Annotated in this window: 20 protein-coding genes; 7 read left to right on the forward strand and 13 right to left on the reverse strand. The window is 46.5% G+C overall.

The features are described 5' to 3' along the window. Window positions 1–46: 46 nt before the first annotated feature. Window positions 47–1,183: a S8 family peptidase gene (locus tag MHB78_RS17970; protein WP_046128901.1), complete on the forward strand. Its 1,137-nt coding sequence runs from the start codon at window positions 47–49 to the stop codon at window positions 1,181–1,183. Between the two features lie 59 nt (window positions 1,184–1,242). Here MHB78_RS17970 and MHB78_RS17975 read toward each other — a convergent pair whose 3' ends face one another. From MHB78_RS17975 to MHB78_RS17990, 4 genes are all read right to left on the reverse strand, one after another. Next, a complete protein-coding gene (locus tag MHB78_RS17975; RefSeq protein WP_046128889.1) occupies window positions 1,243–2,499 on the reverse strand; it encodes a M48 family metallopeptidase in 1,257 nt (418 codons plus the stop codon). Window positions 2,500–2,571: 72 nt separating this feature from the next. Next, a complete protein-coding gene (locus MHB78_RS17980) occupies window positions 2,572–2,883 on the reverse strand; it encodes an AzlD domain-containing protein (RefSeq protein WP_046128890.1) in 312 nt (103 codons plus the stop codon). Beyond that, window positions 2,876–3,592 carry an AzlC family ABC transporter permease gene (locus MHB78_RS17985; protein WP_046128891.1) on the reverse strand — a complete coding sequence of 239 codons (717 nt, stop codon included), beginning with the start codon at window positions 3,590–3,592 and terminating at the stop codon, window positions 2,876–2,878. Before MHB78_RS17985 ends, MHB78_RS17980 begins: the two co-directional genes overlap by 8 nt. Before the next feature lie 11 nt (window positions 3,593–3,603). Continuing rightward, window positions 3,604–4,155, reverse strand: a complete 552-nt coding sequence (locus tag MHB78_RS17990) for an XRE family transcriptional regulator (RefSeq protein ID WP_046128892.1) — start codon at window positions 4,153–4,155, stop codon at window positions 3,604–3,606. 183 nt (window positions 4,156–4,338) lie between these two features. Between MHB78_RS17990 and MHB78_RS17995 the strand changes: the two genes are divergently transcribed. Then, complete coding sequence (locus MHB78_RS17995) at window positions 4,339–4,674, forward strand: hypothetical protein (protein ID WP_231947435.1); 336 nt, start codon at window positions 4,339–4,341, stop codon at window positions 4,672–4,674. 11 nt (window positions 4,675–4,685) lie between these two features. On the opposite strand, the gene MHB78_RS18000 is transcribed toward MHB78_RS17995, so the two are convergent. The 3 genes from MHB78_RS18000 to MHB78_RS18010 form a co-directional block, all read right to left on the reverse strand. Then, on the reverse strand, window positions 4,686–6,227 hold the full coding sequence (locus MHB78_RS18000) for a fatty acid--CoA ligase family protein (protein ID WP_046128893.1): 1,542 nt from the start codon (window positions 6,225–6,227) through the stop codon (window positions 4,686–4,688). Between the two features lie 168 nt (window positions 6,228–6,395). Continuing rightward, window positions 6,396–7,385: a lipoate--protein ligase LplJ gene (gene lplJ, locus MHB78_RS18005; RefSeq protein ID WP_046128894.1), complete on the reverse strand. Its 990-nt coding sequence runs from the start codon at window positions 7,383–7,385 to the stop codon at window positions 6,396–6,398. Between the two features lie 14 nt (window positions 7,386–7,399). Next, complete coding sequence (locus tag MHB78_RS18010) at window positions 7,400–8,134, reverse strand: MBL fold metallo-hydrolase (RefSeq protein WP_046128895.1); 735 nt, start codon at window positions 8,132–8,134, stop codon at window positions 7,400–7,402. A gap of 156 nt (window positions 8,135–8,290) precedes the next feature. Between MHB78_RS18010 and yhfH the strand changes: the two genes are divergently transcribed. The 3 genes from yhfH (at window position 8,291) to MHB78_RS18025 (ending at window position 10,363) form a co-directional block, all read left to right on the forward strand. Beyond that, the gene (gene yhfH, locus MHB78_RS18015; RefSeq protein ID WP_065894221.1) at window positions 8,291–8,425 is read left to right on the forward strand and encodes a protein YhfH; all 135 of its coding nucleotides are present in this window, start codon (window positions 8,291–8,293) and stop codon (window positions 8,423–8,425) included. 320 nt (window positions 8,426–8,745) lie between these two features. Next, window positions 8,746–10,035: a cation:dicarboxylase symporter family transporter gene (locus tag MHB78_RS18020; RefSeq protein ID WP_046128896.1), complete on the forward strand. Its 1,290-nt coding sequence runs from the start codon at window positions 8,746–8,748 to the stop codon at window positions 10,033–10,035. Between the two features lie 166 nt (window positions 10,036–10,201). Continuing rightward, on the forward strand, window positions 10,202–10,363 hold the full coding sequence (locus tag MHB78_RS18025) for a hypothetical protein (RefSeq protein ID WP_164918139.1): 162 nt from the start codon (window positions 10,202–10,204) through the stop codon (window positions 10,361–10,363). A 93-nt stretch (window positions 10,364–10,456) separates the two neighbouring features. On the opposite strand, the gene MHB78_RS18030 is transcribed toward MHB78_RS18025, so the two are convergent. Continuing rightward, the gene (locus tag MHB78_RS18030; RefSeq protein ID WP_046128897.1) at window positions 10,457–11,497 is read right to left on the reverse strand and encodes a M42 family metallopeptidase; all 1,041 of its coding nucleotides are present in this window, start codon (window positions 11,495–11,497) and stop codon (window positions 10,457–10,459) included. A 113-nt stretch (window positions 11,498–11,610) separates the two neighbouring features. Between MHB78_RS18030 and MHB78_RS18035 the strand changes: the two genes are divergently transcribed. Beyond that, window positions 11,611–12,606, forward strand: a complete 996-nt coding sequence (locus MHB78_RS18035; RefSeq protein WP_046128898.1) for a ketoacyl-ACP synthase III — start codon at window positions 11,611–11,613, stop codon at window positions 12,604–12,606. 55 nt (window positions 12,607–12,661) lie between these two features. Here the strand turns inward: MHB78_RS18035 and MHB78_RS18040 are convergent, their stop codons facing one another. After that, a complete protein-coding gene (locus MHB78_RS18040) occupies window positions 12,662–14,821 on the reverse strand; it encodes a YhgE/Pip domain-containing protein (RefSeq protein WP_046128899.1) in 2,160 nt (719 codons plus the stop codon). Window positions 14,822–14,892: 71 nt separating this feature from the next. Continuing rightward, window positions 14,893–15,465: a TetR/AcrR family transcriptional regulator gene (locus MHB78_RS18045; RefSeq protein ID WP_046128900.1), complete on the reverse strand. Its 573-nt coding sequence runs from the start codon at window positions 15,463–15,465 to the stop codon at window positions 14,893–14,895. Window positions 15,466–15,687: 222 nt separating this feature from the next. Between MHB78_RS18045 and MHB78_RS18050 the strand changes: the two genes are divergently transcribed. Further along, window positions 15,688–17,048 (forward strand): IS3 family transposase gene (locus tag MHB78_RS18050; protein WP_099047013.1). Its coding sequence is split into 2 segments (ribosomal slippage): window positions 15,688–16,159 and window positions 16,159–17,048, totalling 1,362 coding nucleotides; the frame shifts between segments, so codons are not numbered across the junction. Between the two features lie 64 nt (window positions 17,049–17,112). Here MHB78_RS18050 and hemY read toward each other — a convergent pair. The 3 genes from hemY to hemE form a co-directional block, all read right to left on the reverse strand. Continuing rightward, window positions 17,113–18,525, reverse strand: coding sequence for a protoporphyrinogen oxidase (gene hemY, locus MHB78_RS18055; protein ID WP_046130836.1), 1,413 nt, complete (start codon window positions 18,523–18,525; stop codon window positions 17,113–17,115). Window positions 18,526–18,540: 15 nt separating this feature from the next. After that, complete coding sequence (hemH, locus tag MHB78_RS18060) at window positions 18,541–19,476, reverse strand: ferrochelatase (protein ID WP_046130851.1); 936 nt, start codon at window positions 19,474–19,476, stop codon at window positions 18,541–18,543. Window positions 19,477–19,550: 74 nt separating this feature from the next. Beyond that, entirely contained in the window at window positions 19,551–20,612 is a 1,062-nt protein-coding gene (gene hemE, locus MHB78_RS18065; RefSeq protein WP_152654484.1) for a uroporphyrinogen decarboxylase, read from the reverse strand. Window positions 20,613–20,697 lie beyond the last annotated feature (85 nt).

A 20,697-nucleotide genomic window follows, 5' to 3' on the forward strand; every position in this document is an offset into this window, starting at 1 on the left:
CCATATTTCAATTATTCTGAATAAAAATGGAGGAGAGTGATTAGTGGTGAAAAAGAGGAGTTTATGGCTTAGCGTGCTGACGGCCCTTTTGCTTGTTTTTACAATGGCTTTCAGCAATCCGGCTTCTGCTGAACAGCCGGCGAAAGATGTAGAAAAGGATTATATTGTCGGATTTAAGTCATCGGTAAAAACAGCAGCAGTCAAAAAAGATGTCATTAAAGAGAGCGGCGGAAAAGTGGACAAGCAATTCAAGATCATCAACGCCGCAAAAGCGACGCTCGATCAGGATGCGGTAAAAGAGCTGAAAAATGATCCAAGCGTTGCCTACGTGGAAGAGGATCACGTCGCTCATGCGCTGGCACAAACGGTTCCTTACGGCATTCCGCAAATCAAGGCTGACAAAGTACAGGCTCAAGGATATAAAGGAGCTAATGTGAAAGTCGGTGTCATCGATACGGGGATCGCTGCTTCTCATTCAGACTTAAATGTCGTCGGCGGAGCAAGCTTTGTCTCTGGTGAAAGCTACAATACTGACGGAAACGGGCACGGCACGCATGTTGCCGGAACAGTGGCGGCGCTTGACAATTCAATTGGCGTTTTGGGCGTTGCGCCAAATGTCTCCCTATACGCTATTAAAGTGTTGAATTCAAGCGGAAGCGGAACATACAGCGCGATCGTCAGCGGAATCGAGTGGGCCACGGCGAACAACTTGGATGTCATCAATATGAGCCTTGGCGGAACATCAGGCTCAACTGCGCTGAAACAGGCTGTTGACAAAGCATACGCAAGCGGCGTCGTCGTAGTGGCGGCAGCGGGAAACAGCGGAACATCAGGCAGCTCTAGTACGATCGGCTACCCTGCAAAATACGACTCTGTCATTGCTGTAGGTGCAGTTAACAGCAGCAACCAGAGAGCTTCGTTTTCAAGCGTCGGTCCAGAGCTTGATGTAGTGGCTCCGGGCGTCAGCATATACAGCACATACCCTTCCAACACTTACGCTACTTTGAACGGAACTTCAATGGCTTCGCCTCATGTAGCGGGAGCAGCAGCCTTGATCTTGTCTAAATACCCTACGCTTTCAGCTTCCCAAGTTCGCGACCGCCTCTCAAGCACCGCGACTAATTTGGGAGATTCTTTCTACTATGGCAAAGGGCTGATCAATGTGGAAGCTGCCGCTCAGTAACATATTTTAACAAATAACCCATGGAAAAAGCTAGTGTTTTCTAAACATTAGCTTTTTCTTCATTTGTCAGCGTTTTGTTCGACATTTTGAATCCGCTCCATGATGGTCGGATGCCCGTATTTAAAAATTTTGACGAGAAACGGCGGATTTGCCTCGCTTAAGCCCGCTTTTGACAGCTCCTGAAAGGCGGTCACAGCGGCTTTTTTGTTTTTCGTCAATTCGACGGCATACTCGTCTGCGGCTTTTTCCTGATGCCTTGACACCGCGTTTGTAAACGGAGAGGCAGTAAAGGTGAGCACCCCTGTCAATAGCAGCAATAACGGCAGTGCGGCAAAGTCTGTGCTCCCTTTAATATGCAGACTGTTTCCATAGCGCCTGATGATCCATTTATAAAGCTTGGCAATGACATACAATCCGGCTAGTGATAAAAGCAGATATCCGGCAAGTCCTTTATATACGTGCTTCATGACATAGTGACCCATTTCGTGCGCCATGATGAATAAAATTTCCGGCTCATTGAGCTTGTTCAGCGTCGTGTCCCAAAGCACGATCCGTTTGTTAGCGCCAATCCCTGTCACATATGCGTTTAACGCATTCGTTTTTTTCGACATATCCACTTCATAGACGTGATTTGCGGGAATGTCAGCCTGATCGGCCAGCTTAAGGATGTCATGTTCAAGCTTTTTGTTTTTCAGCGGATAAAAATCGTTGTACAAAGGATCGATGACGACAGGCTGCAGAAAGAATAAAAACAGCGTAACCGGCACGGTCAAAAGCCACGCAAAGAGCCACCAGCGTTTTTCGCTCCTTTTCATCAGCCAGTAGAACACCATCACAGCTGCTGCGGTTAATGGAAAGCTGATCCAAAAATCGATGACCTGGTCTTTGATCCAGCTTGCAGTCGACTGTGTTGAAATTCCGTAGTCGAGCGAATACTGATAACTGATCCAGTCGAGCGGCAAAGATGCGGCCGTCACGATCAGAAAGAGGACGAAAACGTATGCAGCGATTTGAACAGCCTTGAATCTTGACGTTTGCTCAGCCCAATGCGTCATCTTTCGCGATAAACCGGCGATCAAGAGAATAAAAAACAGAAACCACTCAAGCGGAATCCTGAGAAAAAATATAAAATCTTTGATCTTCGAATAATCTTCTGTGAGAATCAGTTCTTTTTTGTTCATGAATGTCTCCGGATCTGCGCTTGTCCCCTTCAGCGCCTCGGGAACGGAAGAATCCCCGGTCTTGAAGAGATACCAGTAGAAAAAAAGTCCGTACAACACATAAAGCAGGCAGGCTCCCGCGATCCATTTCCGCATGGACGAATCACCCCTTCTCAAATAGCGGTTATTTCTATTGTAGGCTTTTTGCTGCAAAGTTAGAACCAAGCCCTATAGCGAAAGCATAAAACCTGCCGCGGCCAGCGCCGCAATCGTTCCGGACACGACAATGATGACGCTCATCCCCATGTACGACAATAAAAAAGCGATTACAGCGCCTGCGAGACCGTAAAAGGCACCGCTTTGCACCAAAAAAACTCCGGGAAAGATCAAGGCGCCCAATACTGCATATGGGACATTTTTAAGAACGCGCTCCAAAAATCGGGGAAGCTTAAGGCTTTCGAAAGCTACCAAAGGAATTACCCGCGGAAGGTATGTAACAGCGGCCATTCCGAGGATCATCCAGACAATGGGACTAAACATATTTTCTTTTCTCCTTCGACTTGGGATGATAAAGCCGTTCGATCAGGACTGCCGATAACAACGTAGCGATGACGATCGCCCAGCCCGCAGACAGCATGCCGCTCATTTGAAAAACGGTATTGAACAAAGCTCCGGCTCCAGCCAGAAACAGCACTTTCCTCTGCTTTTTCAAGGCAGGTACGAGGAGTCCGATAAACATCGCATAAAGGGCGATGCTCATGCTTTCCTGTAAAACGGACGGCATGCCGGCGCCTGCAACATGACCGGCGGCGCTCCAAAAAACCCAGCTTGCATAACCGGTGGACCCAAGCCCGATCATGTAGCGCGTCGTCAGCTTTTCTTTTCTTAAAGCAGCGACTGCAAACGACTCGTCTGTCACGGCAAAAAAAGCATAAAATGCTTTTTTCCAAGGAACATCGCGTTCAACAAGCTGATTTAAAGAAGCTGAAAATAAAAAATGCCTGATGTTGACGATAAAAGTCGTCATGATAATTTCGATGATGCCGGTATGGACGGCAAGCATGCTTAAAGACATGTACTGGGACGCCCCGCCGAAAACGAGGGCGCTCATCAGGAACGTTTCAAACAGCGAGAGTCCTGTCGTTTTCGCCAAAAGCCCGAATGTCAAAGCAACGGGAATATATCCGGCTGCGAGCGGAATTCCCGAACGAAAGCCGTCCAAAAGTGTGAGCTGATGCTGATTTTCCATCGTGACACCTCTTACGGATAATAAATTAATGTGTAGCCTGTTGCGGTTTGTTCCGTTTTGTTTTCATACTTGTGAACGGTATTTGCGGTAAAGTGCATCGCATCCCCTTCGCGCAATTCACAGCTGTAATCCCCGCAGGAGACAGCCACCGTTCCTTTGCTGACGAGCACGTATTCCTCAATGCCGCCGTGATGGGGTTCTGATTCGTGTACACAGCCCGGCAGCAGTTCGATATAAAAAATTTCAAACTTTTTTTTCTGGTCGAAAGGAAAATGCGGAAACGCTGCATATCGGTCATCCCCGGCCGTCACGGGCGCCCTCTCACTCTTTCTGACGACCGTCGGCTCCCCTGCCGGCTTTTCAGCAAGCGATGTAAATGAGACTTGCAGCCCGTTTGCGATTTTCCAAAGCGTTGTGATCGTCGGGCTTGAAGCGCCTTTTTCGATTTGCGCCAGCATTCCCTTGCTCACGCCCGTCAACGCTGACAGCTGGTCAAGGCTGTAATTGCGGATTTTCCTGAGTCTTTTCATATTTTCGGCGACTTGCTGTTCAATAGAATTCATCGTTGCCTCCTAACAAATTGAACATTTGTATAATTTATTGAACATTATAGCATATTTTTTCCGGATGAAAAGCTCTTTGTTGGGATAAACTCCATACAAGAGGTGATTATTCTGAAAAAAATTATCGGCATCATACTCTTTTTCGGTATTTTATTACTCAGCTTTTTTTATATATTCAATCTCATGGCCGATCCTTTTGATGCAAGAAATGCCGAAGAAATCACAATAAGGCCGGCGGAAAAAAACGGCAGGCTGATCAGAATCGAAAAAAAGCAATATATCGACGGCATACTCAATACTTTCAATAAAGGAACAAAACTGAAGAAAAACAAGGCGCATGATTTGGCTTCCCCCGATTATCGCGGGAGCATCAAAATGAGCCCCACCGATCGCATGGCGTTCACCGTCTGGCTGAAAAAGGACGGAGCCGTTATTTTAAAAAATGAGGAAAAAACATACTATCATCTGAATCAAAAACAAAAAGCTGAGTTTTTAGAAAATGTAAAGAAAGGGACGTGAGCACGTCCCTTTCATGTGTTTGCCAAAATGTCTTTCAAAGCCCTGCGCAAAATTTTTCCGGTCGAGTTTTTCGGGATCTCCTCAAGGAAAATGATCGATGAAGGGCGCTTATATTTGGCGAGGTGCTGTTTGCAATGCGACGAGATGTCCTCTTCTGTCAGCGTTTTCGTCTTTGGAACGACATAGCATTGCACAGCTTCTCCCGCATTCGGGTCGGGAACGCCGATCACCACCGCCTCGGCGACCTCAGGATGCCTGTAGAGAATTTCCTCGACTTCCCGCGGATAAACATTGTAGCCGCCGACAATGATCATGTCTTTCTTTCTGTCGACGATATAAAAATACCCGTCTTCATCGCGCTTTGCAAGATCTCCTGTATAGAGCCATCCGTCTCTTATCGTATGGGCGGTTTCTTCGGGCATTTTATAGTACCCCTTCATAACGTTCGGCCCTTTTACGATCAGTTCCCCCACCTGGCCGGCCGGCAGTTCTTCTCCAAGCTCATTGACGACTTTGTTTTTGACATTGAGAATGTCGGTGCCGATGGAACCCGGTTTGCGGCCGGTGCTGAACGGGTTAAAACACGTGACTGGAGAAGCTTCGGATAAGCCATAGCCTTCCAACACGAGTACATTGAATCTTTCCTCAAATTTTTTCAGCAGCGCAACGGGCATCGCGGCGCCTCCTGATATACAAAGACGGATCGAAGCAAACCCCTGTTCATCGGCAGCCTCATGCTGGTATAGGTAATTGTACATCGTCGGTACCCCGGCAAAAATCGTCGCCTTATGCTTTTTCACAAGTTCAAAAACCTTTGCAGGACTGAATTTCGGGATGATTAAAATGGCGGCGCCGTTCATCAGCGGAGCATTCATGCAGACCGTTAGGCAAAACACATGGAACATCGGCAGGGCCGCGACGACAAGATCGGCTTCATTCATCGTCAAATAGCCGGCCGTATCATTCGCATTCGAAAAAAGATTTTGATGTGTCAGCATCGCGCCCTTCGGCTGTCCCGTCGTTCCTGACGTATAAAGAATCGCTGCTGTATCATCTTCTTTAAGCTCAGGAAAGCTCTGAGCAGCAGCCGGCTTCATCACCATTGCAAACGATTTCAATTTGACTTTCACATGCGGATCTTCCGGCTCGTAGAGCGGCCCTCCCGTTTCGCAGAATACAACATGCCCGACCTTCGGAAGTGATTCATGCATCTTTTCGTATAAAGGCAGGAGCCGGCCGTCGGCCACAATGACTTTGGCATCGCCATTCGTCAGCATATAGCCGATTTCTGTCGGCGTGTAGGCCGGATTAATCGGAATCGCGACCGCTCCCGCTTTTAACGTTCCGAAAAACGAAATGACAAAATGCGGCGTATTGCCGAGCAGCAATGCAACATGATCTCCTTTTTCAACCCCTAGTTCGCGCAGTCCTCCGGCAAAACAATCGATTTTTTGCTGCAATCCCCCGTAAGTTTCCGTCTGCTCCCCAAAAATATAAGCGATTCTATCAGGCTTTGCTTTTGCTGTTTCCTCCAATTTGGAAACTAAATTCATTCTCCCACCCCTTGAAAAATGAATGAATAACCATTCATTTTTGAATAATAAAAAATCTATCCCCATTATAGTAAATGAATCGAAAACACTCAAGGTCTGATGGAAAATATCTTCCATTCCTCTCATAAGCAATCAAAAAGAGCCGCCCAATATGGGGGCTCCCTTTTATTAGTAAACGAGATCAAAAAACTCTTCTTTTTCAATGTTTCCGAAATAATGCCGAATATCAACGCCCTCGAGCGCCTCTTCAATCGCTTTTCTTTCATATTGGACGCCTGACAGCTTATCTTCGATGTCGCTGACATCGCCGACGCCGAAAAAGTCGCCGAAAATTTTGCATTCCTGAATGATGCCTTTATGAACCTCAAGGCGAATATCGATTGACCCGGCAGGAAACCGTTTTGAGTGCTGGAGGTTGAATTTCGGAGACTTTCCGTAATTCCAATCCCAGTTTTGATAGCGTTCTTTAGAGATTTGATTGATGATTTTCCAATCGTCATCAGTCAGCTTGTATTCTGGAATGTCTCCTTCGGTATCGAAAATATATTTGAGAAGCAGGCTGCGGAATTCCCCGGTCGTCATTTTTTGATCGAGAAATTCGCTGATGTTCGCCACACGGCTTCTAATGGACTTAATCCCTTTTGATTCGATTTTATCTTTTTTTACTTTCAATGCCGATACGACATGGTCGATTTCAGAATCAAACAGCAGCGTGCCGTGGCTGAACATCCGCCCTCTTGTCGAAAACTGGGCGTTCCCCGAAATTTTCCGGCCGTTCGCCATCAGATCATTCCGCCCGCTCAGCTCGGCGTCGATCCCGAGGCGCTTTAACGCGGCAACGACGGGTTCAGTAAACTTTTTAAAGTTATGAAAACTGTTGCCGTCATCTTTTGTAATAAAGCTGAAATTCAAGTTTCCGAGATCGTGGTAGACGGCTCCGCCTCCGGAAAGCCGGCGGACGACAATGATTCCGTTTTCATCGACATATTTCGTATTGATTTCTTCAATCGTATTTTGGTTTTTGCCGATGATGATCGACGGCTGGTTGATGTAAAACAGCAAATACGTCTGTTCAGGATCAAGGTGCTTCAAGCAGTACTCCTCGATCGCCAGGTTGATCCTCGGATCTGTAATGTTTTGATTATCGATAAACAGCATGTTCGTTCCTCCTTTTAGTCTCCCCACACATAACCCGTCTCCGCCAGGTCAACCGGGCCGCTATAAACGGTTTTCGCTTCCTCTATCAATTGCTGATGATCCCCGAAGTGCGGCAGGTGTGTCAAAAGAAGCCTTCCTGCTCCGGACTCTTCGGCGATTCTGCCCGCTTCATGGCTGTTCATATGCCCTGCCTTCGCTCCGTCTTGGCCTGCATAAAAATTGCACTCGCTCATCAGCAAATCGGCGCCTTCTGAAAAAGGGATGAACGATTCCTGAAAGCTTGAATCTGCCGTATAAACGGCTGTATGTTCGCCGTCTGTGATGCGCATCGCAAAACAGTCGACCGGATGAATGGTCTTTAAAAAAGTGAACGTAAACGGGCCGAGCTTAAGCGGCGCTTTCGGGTCATACGCGAACCCCGCGGTATGCGTTTTATATGTAAGCTTCGAAAATTGTTCTTCATCAAACGGATGTCCATAAATCGGAAGCGCGTCTGCCCCTTTTCCGAGATATGAACCGACAAGCTTGGCAAATTGCAAAGGGCCGACATCCGCAATATGGTCATGGTGATAATGGGATAAAACAACGGCATTCAGCTTCTCAACCGGCAAAAACTGCTGGAGTTTTGATAAAACTGCGCTGCCGCAGTCGACAAGCACCGAATAATCCCCGGATTGAAACAGGTATCCGGACGTCGCTTCATTCGCAGCCGGAAATCCGCCATAACAGCCTATTACAGTAATCTTCATCGTTTTCACCTCATGTGTGTGGCTATCGTCCCCCTATACAATATACCCATTTTTCTTAAAAATTGCATGTTTTATATTTTTGTCATAAAACAGACATTGACCTTTTCGTATCTGTTATAATACAATGTTAACAATTAAAGGAATGGGGGATGCGCGATGCTCGGAAAAATCACGGAATTTTTCAGGAACCTGCCTGCCAAAAAATGTACGGAATGCGGCCGCGAAATCGAAGAACAGCATGAATGCTACGGAAATACGTGCTGCAATTGCCTAAAGCTGAAAGATCTTTAAATTTTTTAAAAAAACGCTCCGGAGGAGATTTGAACTCCGGAGCGTTTTTTTGTCACAAAAGTTAGGCAAAAAGAGAGTCATTTTTGCCACATAGGATAATTTTGATTATAATGATCTAGACGAAATAGGTATAAAAACCCCGTTCCCGGCACTTCCAACTCCCTGTCAGCATGATCAATATACTATATCTGAAAATTCAGACAGAAGAAAACCAAATTTTTTTTATAGACGAGATCCTTTTTTTTCGGATATACTGGATGTAATCGTGTCATTATTTAATATTTTTATATAATGAAAAAACTTACGTTGGGAGGGCATCTATGAAGAAGAAATTTAAATTCGGATTAGCAGCTCAAATTTTCCTCGGGCTCATTTTAGGTGTCGCAGTCGGCGCCATCTGGTTTGGCAATCCTGCCATAGAAACCTATCTTAAGCCGGTGGGGGATTTATTTCTAAGATTAATTAAAATGATTGTGATTCCAATCGTCGTGTCAAGTCTAGTTGTCGGAGTCGCAGGAGCGGGGAGCGGCAAAAAAGTCGGCCGACTTGGATTTCGGACTATTCTCTATTTTGAGATTATTACAACTTTCGCGATTCTGCTCGGCCTTGTTCTGGCGAACGTTTTCCAACCCGGACACGGCGTTCATTATAGCAGCGGCGAAAAAACCGATATCAGCCAGTATGTCGAAACCGAAAAAGAGGCCAGCACCAAAACGGTCGCAGAAACGTTTCTTCATATTGTGCCAACAAACTTTTTCCAATCTCTAGCTGAAGGCGATTTACTTGCGATAATCTGCTTTACCGTATTTTTCGCACTTGGAATTTCAGCGATTGGCGAAAAAGGGAAACCTGTGCTTGCGTTTTTCGAAGCCACTTCACAGGCGATGTTCCATGTCGTCAACCTTGTCATGAAATTCGCTCCGTTCGGCGTTTTTGCCTTGATCGGGGTAACCGTTTCCAAATTTGGTTTTGGTTCACTGGTGTCATTAGGAAAACTTGTCATTTTGGTTTATGCCGCCCTTGCCGTTTTCCTGATCATCGTTTTCGGCATCGTCGGAAAAATGGCCGGCATCAATATATTTAAATTTTTAGCCTATATGAAAGATGAATTATTGCTAGCTTATAGTACATCAAGCTCAGAAACTGTTCTTCCCCGTGTCATGGAGAAGATGGAAAAGATCGGTTGTCCAAAGGGCATTGTCTCATTCGTCATCCCGATCGGCTATACCTTTAACCTCGACGGGTCTGTTCTGTATCAGGCGATTGCCGCTCTGTTTCTAGCTCAGGCCTCCGGAATCGATCTGTCAATTGGCCAGCAGATTACGCTGGTGCTCGTGCTGATGGTAACTTCAAAAGGAATGGCTGCGGTTCCTGGTACATCGTTTGTCGTGCTGCTTGCGACATTGGGCACGATCGGCGTGCCTGCTGAAGGACTAGCCTTCATCGCCGGGGTCGACCGGATTATGGACATGGCCCGCACAGTCGTCAACCTGACAGGAAACGCCCTTGCGGCTGTCGTCATGTCAAAATGGGAAGGCGAATACGATGCGCAAAAAGGCGATGCCGTATTGAACAATCGCGAACCGATCGATATGAAAATGTCCGGCTGACAGCCGAACAGCAAATAAAAGAAAAACGCACGTTGTCCGTTAGCGGAAAACGTGCGTTTTTTATAAAAATATACCGTTTGATCAATCAACCTGTCCAAGCAACCTCCCTCTGCCTGCCATACGATATATCGTAGCTACATTAAGATAGAAACAGGAGGGAAGTTCTATGTGTTATTACCATGATTACCACAAAAAAGATCATGACTGCAAAAAATACTACTACTATTACTACTACTACTATCCTTGCTATAAGAAGCATGATTATTACTATGATCATAAAAAGTATGATTACTACTACGATTGCAAGAAACATTATGATTATTGGTAAATAGAACATTCATTCAAAAATGAAAGCTTCCACATTTCTTGGCCCGAAAGGACTCCAGTTCCTTTCGGGTTTTTTTCATACGGAGCCACGGCGTCACGCCATATCAGACCGGACATATCGGTACAGAAGCTCGGCCGTATGCTCCAATGATGATTGGTGCGTTCTTTCAAATGCGTGTGAAGCGTCTATTCCCGGACCGATCAAGCCGTGGACGATATCATGCCCCGCTTTTATGGCCGCCGAGGCGTCAGACCCGTAATACGGGTAAATATCGAGCTTGTAGCGGATGCCGTGCTTTTCGCAAAGCTCGACAAGCCGTTTTCTGAGGCCGTAATGATAAGGGCCGCTCGAATCTTTCACACAGATCGATACCGTATATTCATCAGACGATTGCCCATCGCCAATCGCTCCCATGTCAACAGCCAAATATTCGACGGTTTCGGACGGAATATTCGAATTGCCTCCGTATCCGATTTCCTCATTATTGGAAATCAAAAAATGAGTCGTGTACGGAAGTCTGATTTCTTCCCTTTTGATCTGTTTGATCAGCTGGAGCAAAAGGGCTACGCTTGCTTTATCATCAAGGTGGCGCGATTTGATAAATCCGCTCGGCGTAATTTCGACCCGCGGATCAAAGGAAATGAAATCACCGACATTGATCCCGAGCGCCCTCGTATCCTCTGCATGATGAACCGGTTCATCGATGCGGACCTCCATGTTTTTCTGGCTGCGTTCGGCTTTTCCCGCGTCTTTATAGACGTGAACTGACGTTTGATGCATTAAAATCGTGCCCGTGTAAGTCTTGCCTGAGGACGTTTCGATCCGGCAATATTCGCCTTCGATTGAGTTGTACCGAAAACCGCCGATTAAATCGATTTTCAGCCTTCCGTCCGGTTTGATTTCCTTCACCATCGCGCCGAGTGTATCGACGTGGGCAGTCAACATCCTGTGCTTCGACTTGTCGCGCCCCGGAATCGTGGCGATCAGCCCTCCTTTACGATTGAGCCTTGTTTCGACTCCCTGCTCCTGCAGAAGCTGATGAATATGCTCTATGATCTGATATGTATTTCCGGTCGGGCTCGGAATTGAGACGAGCTCTTTAATAAGCTGCATCGTTTCCTGAACAGATGACATTTTCATTCCTCCCTTTACGTTATTTATATAGTATACATTACTCAATTAGAATAAAAAATTAGTACCAGATACTAATACTAGGTGTTATAATGTAAAAAAGGAGCGTGATCATCTTGAAAACTTTATCAAAAGCACGTATATCAGCCATCGGGGCTTATGTTCCGGAAAAGCGGCTGACAAATGAAGATTTAGAAAAAATCGTCGATACCTCTGACGAATGGATCGTTCAGCGGACAGGCATGAAAGAAAGACGGCTGACATCCGAGCAGGAATTTACTTCAGACCTTTGCATTAAAGCTGTAGAAAATTTACAAAACAGATACCCGGGCGCATTGGACGGCCTTGATATGATCATTGTTTCAACAACGACGGCAGACTATGCTTTTCCCAGCACAGCGTGCCAAATTCAGGATCATTTCGGATGGAGTGACATCGGAGCGTTCGATTTAAATGCGACATGCGCCGGATTAACATATGGCCTCCATGCGGCAAACGGCCTGATCACCTCAGGACTGCACCGGAAAATTCTCGTGGTTGCCGGGGAGTCGCTGTCGAAAGTGACGGATTATACAGACCGCACATCGTGTGTATTGTTTGGCGACGGGGCAGGCGCCTTGCTTGTCGAGCGCGAAGACTCATCCCCAAGCTTTATTACATTTGTCCAGGGCACAAAAGGAGACGGCGCCCGTCATTTGTACAGAACGGGTTTGCGAAGCGATTTAAAGGGGGAAGAGCTTGCCGGCGCCGGAAAAATGGTGCAAAACGGACGCGAAGTATATAAATGGGCGGCCAGGTCCATTCCCGAAGGAATTAAACTGCTGCTTGAACAGGCGCAAATGGAGCTCGAAGACATCGATTGGTTCGTCCCTCACAGCGCCAATATGAGAATGATCGAATCGATTTGTGAAAAAGCGGGAATTCCGGTCGAAAAAGCGCTGACAAGTGTCGAATGGTTCGGCAATACGTCATCGGCTTCGATCGTTCTCGCGCTCAATGAAGCCGTTAAACACGACAAGTTAAAAGAAGGAGATACACTGATTCTTTACGGCTTTGGCGGAGGTTTTACATATACGGGGCTGCTCATAAAATGGGGCGTTTCCGCTTCCTGAAAGTGAACCCTTTAAAAGAAAAACACCTTTATCGTCGATAAAGGTGTTTTTTCGATCAGGCAGGCTGCTCCTCTATTTTCTCTTTTCTCAGCAGCCTCCAGAAATAAAGGATAGTCAACGCCATCATGGCGACGGCTATTCCCCCGAGAATCGCCGCTTGCTCCCACATGAAAGCATAATCCCCGCTGGAAATAATCGCTCTGTAGCCTGCGATGCTGTACGTCATAGGCAGAGCGGAGTGGATGATTTGGAAGAACCTTGGCACAAGCGCCAGCGGGAACGTTCCTCCGCTTCCGCCGAGCTGAAGCACGAGCAGGATCACGGCGATGAAGCGGCCCGGATTACCCATTGTTGCCGCAAGGAACTGAATGAGCGCAAGACACGTGATGCTCATGATGATGCTGAACAGATAGAATCTCCAGACGCTTTGCACATCAAGGCCGATGCCGAAGAGAATGACCGTGCATGCGATCACAGCCTGAAGAATGCCGACCGGTAAGAGAATGCTGAATTTGCTAATGAACCAGCCGATTGCAGATTCAGGCCGGCTTGCCGGCTCTTTCACGTCAAACACAACGGTGATCATCAACGCGCCGACGAATAATCCGAGCGATAAAATGTACGGTGTTAAACCCGTTCCGTAATTTGAAACTTTTGTGATTTTTTCGCCTTTGACGTTGACAGGGTCTGAGAACATATTGTAATTTTGTTCACCTGCCTGTATGCCGCCCGTCTGATCAGCCGCGTCGGCCAGCTGGCTTGACAGCTTGCCGCTGCCCTCGGTAATCTTTCCTAAACCTTCATCAAGCGTTTTTGCCCCAGATGCCAGCTTGGAAGAAGCGTCTTTCAGCTTTCCTGAAGCATCCTGCAATTCGCCAAACTTCTCTTTCAATGTCTGGCTGCCTTCGGCGATTTTGGAAGAACCGCTTCTCGCTTCGGCGAATTTTTCGTTATAAGCCGCCTGTCCTTTCGCCAGACTGTCGAGTCCGGTTTGAATTTTTTCAGAGCCTTTATAAAGCTTATTGACCGAGCCGGGGAGCTGTTTTAAATCGTTAAGCTTCTGTTTGATGCCCGAAAGGTCAGGAAGCTTGCTCATATCCGGAATCTGGGCTTTGAGGCGGTCAAGTTCCGGCAGTTTGACTTCGTCCATCTTTTGATCAACCTGCTTTGACAGCGCCGCTTTTTGTTCATCCGTCAAAATGTTGCTGGATTCAATAATTTGCTTCACTTGACTGTTTTGATTTTTCAAGGCCCCTTCAAGCTTTGTAATGTCATCTGAAATCCTGCTGATTTCTTTTTTCGCCTGCTCTGCGTTTGTCAGCGCGGTTTCAAGCTGTGCAATTTTCTCCGATGAAATCGCGTCTTCAAATTTGCTAATCGCTTGGGCTTTTTCATTCATTTTCTCCAATCCCGCCACGATCTGCGGCATGCCCTGCTGCAGCTGGTAGGCTCCGTTGTAAAGCTGTCCCCCCTTTTCCTGGAATTGTCCGAGCGCAGAATCAAGGTCATGGATTTTTTCATTCAACGTATTGAATGCTGTGCCGAACCGGCCCATTCCGTTATCGAATGTGATTTGGCTTTTTGCCAATTTTTCAAGGTTCTCTTTGAGCTTCTTGCTTCCGCTTTTTGCATCTTTTAAGCTTTCATTCAGCTTTTCCGCGCCTGAGCTTGCTTTGCCGAGCCCTTTGGCGATTTTTCCGAAGTTGTCAAAGATCACTTCTGCATACTGTTCGCTGATTTCTGAGCCGATCGAATGCTGGAGCTGCTCAATCGCCTTATCGCTGATTTGGGCGCCGACGTAATTTCGTCCGGCATTTGTATGATAAATGAGATTCAGCTTTTTCGGATGCTTATTCATGACCGTGCTGGCATCTTTGGAAAAATCCCCGGGAATTTCAACGACCATGTAATATTCTTCGTTTTCCAGGCCTGTCAACGCCTTTTCTTTCGTCGTAAAATGCCAGTCGAATTTTTTGTTCTTCTTCAGCTCTTTAATAAGATCATCGCCGATGTGAAGATCCTTCCCTTCATACGTCGCTCCCTTGTCAGAATTGACAACGGCTACGGGAAGCTGGTCGACATGTCCGTAGGGGTCCCAGTATGCCGCCAAGAATACGCTGCTGTAAATCAGCGGAATAAAGAGAACACCGATCACGGAAATCAGCAGCTTTTTATTTGTTATCAGTTCTCTCCACTGGTGTCGTAGTACATTCATCGTTGATACGCCTCCTAATTGATGACCGCTTTCTCTATATTGGCCGCACCCCTAAAAAAAGAAAGAATGATCTATTGGGATAATCCTTTGACAATATACAGTTTCAGCGTTTCTGCTATTTCTTCTTTCTTTAATGGTTCATGGTGTTTTTCCCAATCAAAGATAAGCGCAATATACAGCTTAAAAATGACAAATGCATTCAGTTCAGGGTTACACGGTTTAATATCGCCATTTTTAATCGCTTCTTTAATTTTTTTCTCGATGTAGCTGATAATCATGTGCTCAAACTTTTCAATGACTTCCCTTACGGCATGTGTGCCCAGTTCTGCGCCTTCCTGAAAAATTTTGATCGTCAGCTGGTGCCTTTTTCTGTACTCCAATATGGCGATCAGCGCACGATGTGCATTTTCGTGGAATGGCAGGTCGGGATCAATCGCATTGTCAGCCGTTTGTTTCATTTCCATTAACAGCGAAGAAATGATTTCGTCGAATAATTCTTCTTTGTTTTTGAAAAAGGTATAAATCGTCCCTTTCCCGACATTTGCGAGCTTTGCCACAAGATCCATTGTCGTCGCTTTGTATCCGAATTGCGTAAACGATTTTGTAGCCGCATCGATGATCAGTGCTTTCCGGTCGATGGTCATGTTTTCTCACTCCAAAAATGACTATTTGAACATTTTGGTCATTAAGTACAGAATGTAAATTTAACATATTCACATGTAAAATGCAATATTTTAAATTTTATTTTTTCCATTTTCAGACTCTGTTTATGTGGAGCCGCAATATAAGCCAAAATAAAAAAGCTGCCGTTTTGAACTGCACCCCAATTGTTAGACACCATCTAACAATCGGAGGTGCAGTTTTTTATGGCTAAATTTACAGCTGAGGAAAAAATACAAGCGGTCAAAAGGTATCTTGCGGGTAGGGAAGGGCATAAAACAATCGCCAGAGAGATCGGTGTTTCGTCAGGTGTGTTTCAGGTATGGATTCGCAAATACCATTACCATGGAGAAAGTGCGTTTCAAAAACTCTATACAACCTATTCTGTAGAAGATAAACTGAAGGTACTTCACTATATGATCGAAAATGGGACGTCGATCCGTGAAACAGCCGCCATCTTCAATATTCAAGCACCTTCTACGGTGGCTCAATGGCAGAAACTGTTCGAAACCGGAGGAATCGATGCCCTAAAACCGATGAAAAAGGGGCGGCCGTCAATGACAAAGAAAAATCAAAAAAGAACGAAGAAACAAACACCGCAAGAAGGATCAGTGGAAGCCATGCAGGCTGAAATTGAACGTCTGCGAATGGAGAATGCCTACTTAAAAAAGTTGAATACCTTAGTTCAAAACAAGGAAAAATTACAAAACAAGAAAAGGCCCAAGTAGTATTTGAACTAAGGACTGAATTTCCGGTAAAAGCCCTGCTTAAACTGGCTGGAATTCCGCGCAGTACGTATTATTACTGGGTCAAAACCTTCGGTCTTCCAGACAAAGATGCCAAATTAAAAACACTGATTCAATCGATTTATCATGAACATAAAGGCCGTTACGGGTACCGCCGGATACGCGACGAGCTTAAAAACCGGGGATATCAAATGAATCATAAAAAAATATATCGCCTCATGAAGGAACTGGGGTTGAAATGTCTCGTACGGATGAAAAAATACCGTTCGTATAAAGGAGAAACCGGCACGGTGGCACCAAACAGGCTAGAGCGGAATTTCAAGGCGGAAAAGCCGAAGATGAAATGGGTAACAGATATCACGGAATTTAAATTATTTGGGGAGAAGCTCTATTTATCGCCAATGCTTGATTTATTTAATGGCGAAATCATTGCTTATACAATTGGATCCAGGCCAACGTATTCATTGGTATCCGAGATGTTGGAAAAATCATTTGAACAGCTGACAGATAAAGAAAATCTGTTGATTCACTCCGATCAGGGCTGGCACTATCAAATGAAACAGTATCGCCACGCCCTAAAGGAACGAAATATTATTCAAAGTATGTCTCGTAAGGGAAACTGTTACGATAACGCGGTCATTGAAAGTTTCTTTGGTATTTTAAAATCAGAGTTTATCCATTTCAACGAATTTCAAAGCATCGAGCATTTTAAACAAGAGCTCGTAACATATATCGATTACTATAATCACAAACGGATCAAGGCAAAATTAAAAGGCATGAGCCCAGTACAATACCGGATTCATGCCAGTCATGTTACTTGAGAAAATAAGCTGTCTAACTTTTGGGGGTCACTTCATTTCACTTTCGGGCAGCTTTTTACATTATTTATTCAAATAAATGGGCAAGCACGTCTTTTACGGCCTGTTTGCCCTGGTCGATGCAATCCGGGATTCCGACGCCTTCGAAGGAAGCGCCCGTCACGAAAATGCCGGGGTATGACGTTTGAAGGCCTTCCCTTACCTTTTTGATTCGTTCTTTGTGGCCGACATGATACTGCGGCATAGCCTCGTTCCATCTCGTGATACAGGTCATTTCCGGCTCGCCTTCGATTTTCATGATCCTCTTCAAATCTTCCAGCACAATCCTGACCATTTCATTGTCAGACTGCTCGACGACAGATTCATCCCCCGCTTTTCCGACGTAAGCCCTAAGCAGAACTTTGCCTTCCGGCGTCGTATGGGGCCATTTTTTGTTCGTCCACGTGCAGGCGGTAATGGAGAAATCGCTGTTTCTTGAGATCACAAAACCCGTGCCTTCATGCTCCATCTTTACGGCTTCCTCAGGAAAGCCGAGCGCTACATTGGCGACAGACGTTGAGACCATCTCCCGCATGCCTAAAAGCCAATCCTCGTCTGGAAACATCGCGGCAATCGCTTTATGAGGAGCAGCGATGACGGCAGCATCCGCATGAAGAACAATGCCGTTGTCAAGCTTGAAGCTGTAATGTTGTCCTCGTTCAATGCCGACGGCCTTGGTGCCTTTGTAGATTTTCGTCAGCTCGAGCTTCTTTTCCAGCTCTTCGACAATCGCCTGCAAGCCGGTTTTCAGCGTCTGAAACTGTCCTTTCTTTTTAACGGGCGCCGCTGCTTGCTTGCTTTTATTACCGGCCGATTTTTTCATTCCGAGAATGAGGCTTCTGTACTTCTGCTCGGTTTGATAAAACTGCGGAAACGTCGACATCAGGCTGAGGCGGTCGATATCTCCGGCATAAATGCCTGAGAGGAGCGGCTCAATCAGGTTTTCAACCACTTCGCCGCCGACGCGCCTTCTAAAAAACTCGCCGAGCGACTGATCGTCCTGCGGTTTGCTCGCTGGCAGCACCAAGTCCATCCCTGCCCTCAGTTTTCCCTGCAAAGAAAAAAGCCCTGTCGTTAAAAAAGGACCGACTTTTGTCGGAACGCCCATGACAGCCCCTTCGGGAATCGGATAGAGCGTTTCATTTACGAGAACATAAGACTGGCCTATCGCATTGTTCACAAGCAGATGCCCCAGCCCCAGATCCTTGACAAGCTGGGGAGCGCTCTGTTTTCGTTCCAAAAACGAGTCCGGTCCCTTTTCAACGATATAGCCGTCTTTATGAACGGTCTGGATCTTTCCGCCTAGTCTCGGGCTCGCTTCAACAAGCGTCACTTCGGCGGGGAGACCGTTCTTCTTGATTTCCCTCTCCAAGTAGAAGGCGGCGGCCAATCCGGTAATCCCGCCGCCGATAATGACAATCTGCTTACGTTCTCCACTCATATAAAATCGCCTTCTTTACTGTTCTTTCTCCAATCGTTTTAATACGACGGACGCCAAAGCATCGATAAACTGCGGTTTCGCATTCGGCATGTCCGGTCTGTAGTAGCTTGCTCCGATATCATCTGTTACGATCCGGCATTCATAGTCATTATCGTACAGCACTTCCAAATGGTCGGCTACGAAACCGACAGGAGCGTAGACAAAGGCTTTATAGCCTTTTTGTTCTGACAAGTCCCGCGTCAGATCCTGTACGTCGGGTCCCAGCCAAGGATCAGGCGTGTTCCCTTCGCTTTGCCAGCCGACGGCATACTCTTTTACCCCGGCTTTTTCGGCGATCAGCCTCGCTGATTCCTCAAGCTGCTCGGGATAAGGATCCCCCATGCTGACGATCTTTTCGGGAAGGCTGTGCGCCGAAACGATCAGCACGGCTTTTTCGCGCTCTTCCGGCGGCATCCCTGCATATATCTTTTTAATCTGATCAGCCCAATACGCAATAAATTTCGGCTCATCATACCAGCTGTTAATAGATGTGATCGCTAAGCCGGCTTCTTCTGCTTCCGCATTCGCCCGTTTGTTGTACGATTGAACGCTGAACGTCGAAAAGTGCGGCGCCAGCACAAGGCTGACCGCCTCCGTTATACCGTCGTTGTGCATCTGTTGGACGGCATCCTCAATAAAAGGCTCGATATGCTTCAGGCCGATGTATGCTTTAAAAGTAACGTCATCCTGCAGTTCGTTTAAACGCTTTTCGAGCTGCTCCGCCTGCTCCACGGTAATTTTAGCAAGAGGAGATATTCCGCCGATCGCTTTATAGCGGTCTTTTAAATCCTGGAGCATGTCAGGCTCCGGCTTTCTGCCTCTTCTGATATGCGTATAATACCGTTCGATATCCTCTTCCTTGTACGGCGTTCCGTACGCCATCACGAGAAGCCCCATTTTCTTTTTACCCAACATGAACACCTCTTTAAAGATCTAGATCTATACGTATTTTGACAGTTTATATCGAAAAACACCAACTGAAATGCTCATGGAATCAGGCTCGATTTTTTTGAGGCGGAATACTCATGAACAAATGCCGTCAATTTTTTCAGCGTTTCAGGGCTGACTTCCGGAAAGATGCCGTGGCCGAGGTTAAAAATAAACCGGTCCGTCTGCATACCCTCATCAAGTATTTTTTTCGTCCTCTGCTCGATGACTTCCCAAGGAGCAAGCAATATTGACGGGTCGAGATTTCCCTGAAGGGTCTTGGTCAGGCCTTTTTCCCGGGCCTCCTTTATGCTCATGCGCCAGTCGAGTCCGACGACATCGAGGGAAAGATCATGCCAGTCGCGGGCGAGATGACTCGCGCCAACACCGAACATGATCAGCGGCACGCCTTCTTTTTTGAGCTCTGTAAACAGCCCGTCCATCGCCGGCTTGATATAGCGGCGGTAATCATCGGCGCTGAGCGCTCCGACCCATGAATCAAACACCTGGATCGCTTTTGCCCCGGCTTTGATTTGGGCTTTTACGTAGACTGCCGCCATCCGGGCAAGCTTCTCCATCAGCTTGCTCCATGCGTCAGGTTGGCTGTACATAAACGCTTTCGTTTTATTGTAGTTTTTCGACGGTCCGCCTTCTATCATATAGCTTGCCAATGTAAATGGAGCTCCTGTAAAACCGATCAGCGGCACGTTCAGCTGCTCCTCCGTCAGCAGCTTAATCGTCTCAAGCACATATGGAATGTGCTCTTCCGGCTCAAGTTCGCCGAGCGCTTCGACGTCTTTTGCCGAGGCGATCGGATTGTCGATGACAGGACCGATTCCGTTTTTGATTTCGACATTTACGCCAATTCCCGGAAGCGGTGTCATAATATCCTTATAAAGAATGGCCGCGTCCACCCCGTACTGTTCGACGGGCAGCCTTGTCACATAAGCGCACAGTTCAGGCTGATGGGTAATTTCAAACAATCCGTATTTCTCCTTTAGCGCCCTGTACTCCGGCTGTGACCTGCCGGCCTGCCTCATGTACCATACAGGTACATGGGCGCTTTTTTCTCCGCGGCACGCTTTTAAAAACGCATCATTAAAAGCCTTGTCGTTTTTCACAATGATTTCCACCTTTCAGACTGCAACCATACGTTCGCAAAATTACTCCTTCAAATATACCGTTTTTTTTGGAAACGGTATACTC

Source organism: Bacillus sp. FSL K6-0138 (assembly GCF_037982765.1).
Taxonomy (GTDB): domain Bacteria; phylum Bacillota; class Bacilli; order Bacillales; family Bacillaceae; genus Bacillus; species Bacillus glycinifermentans.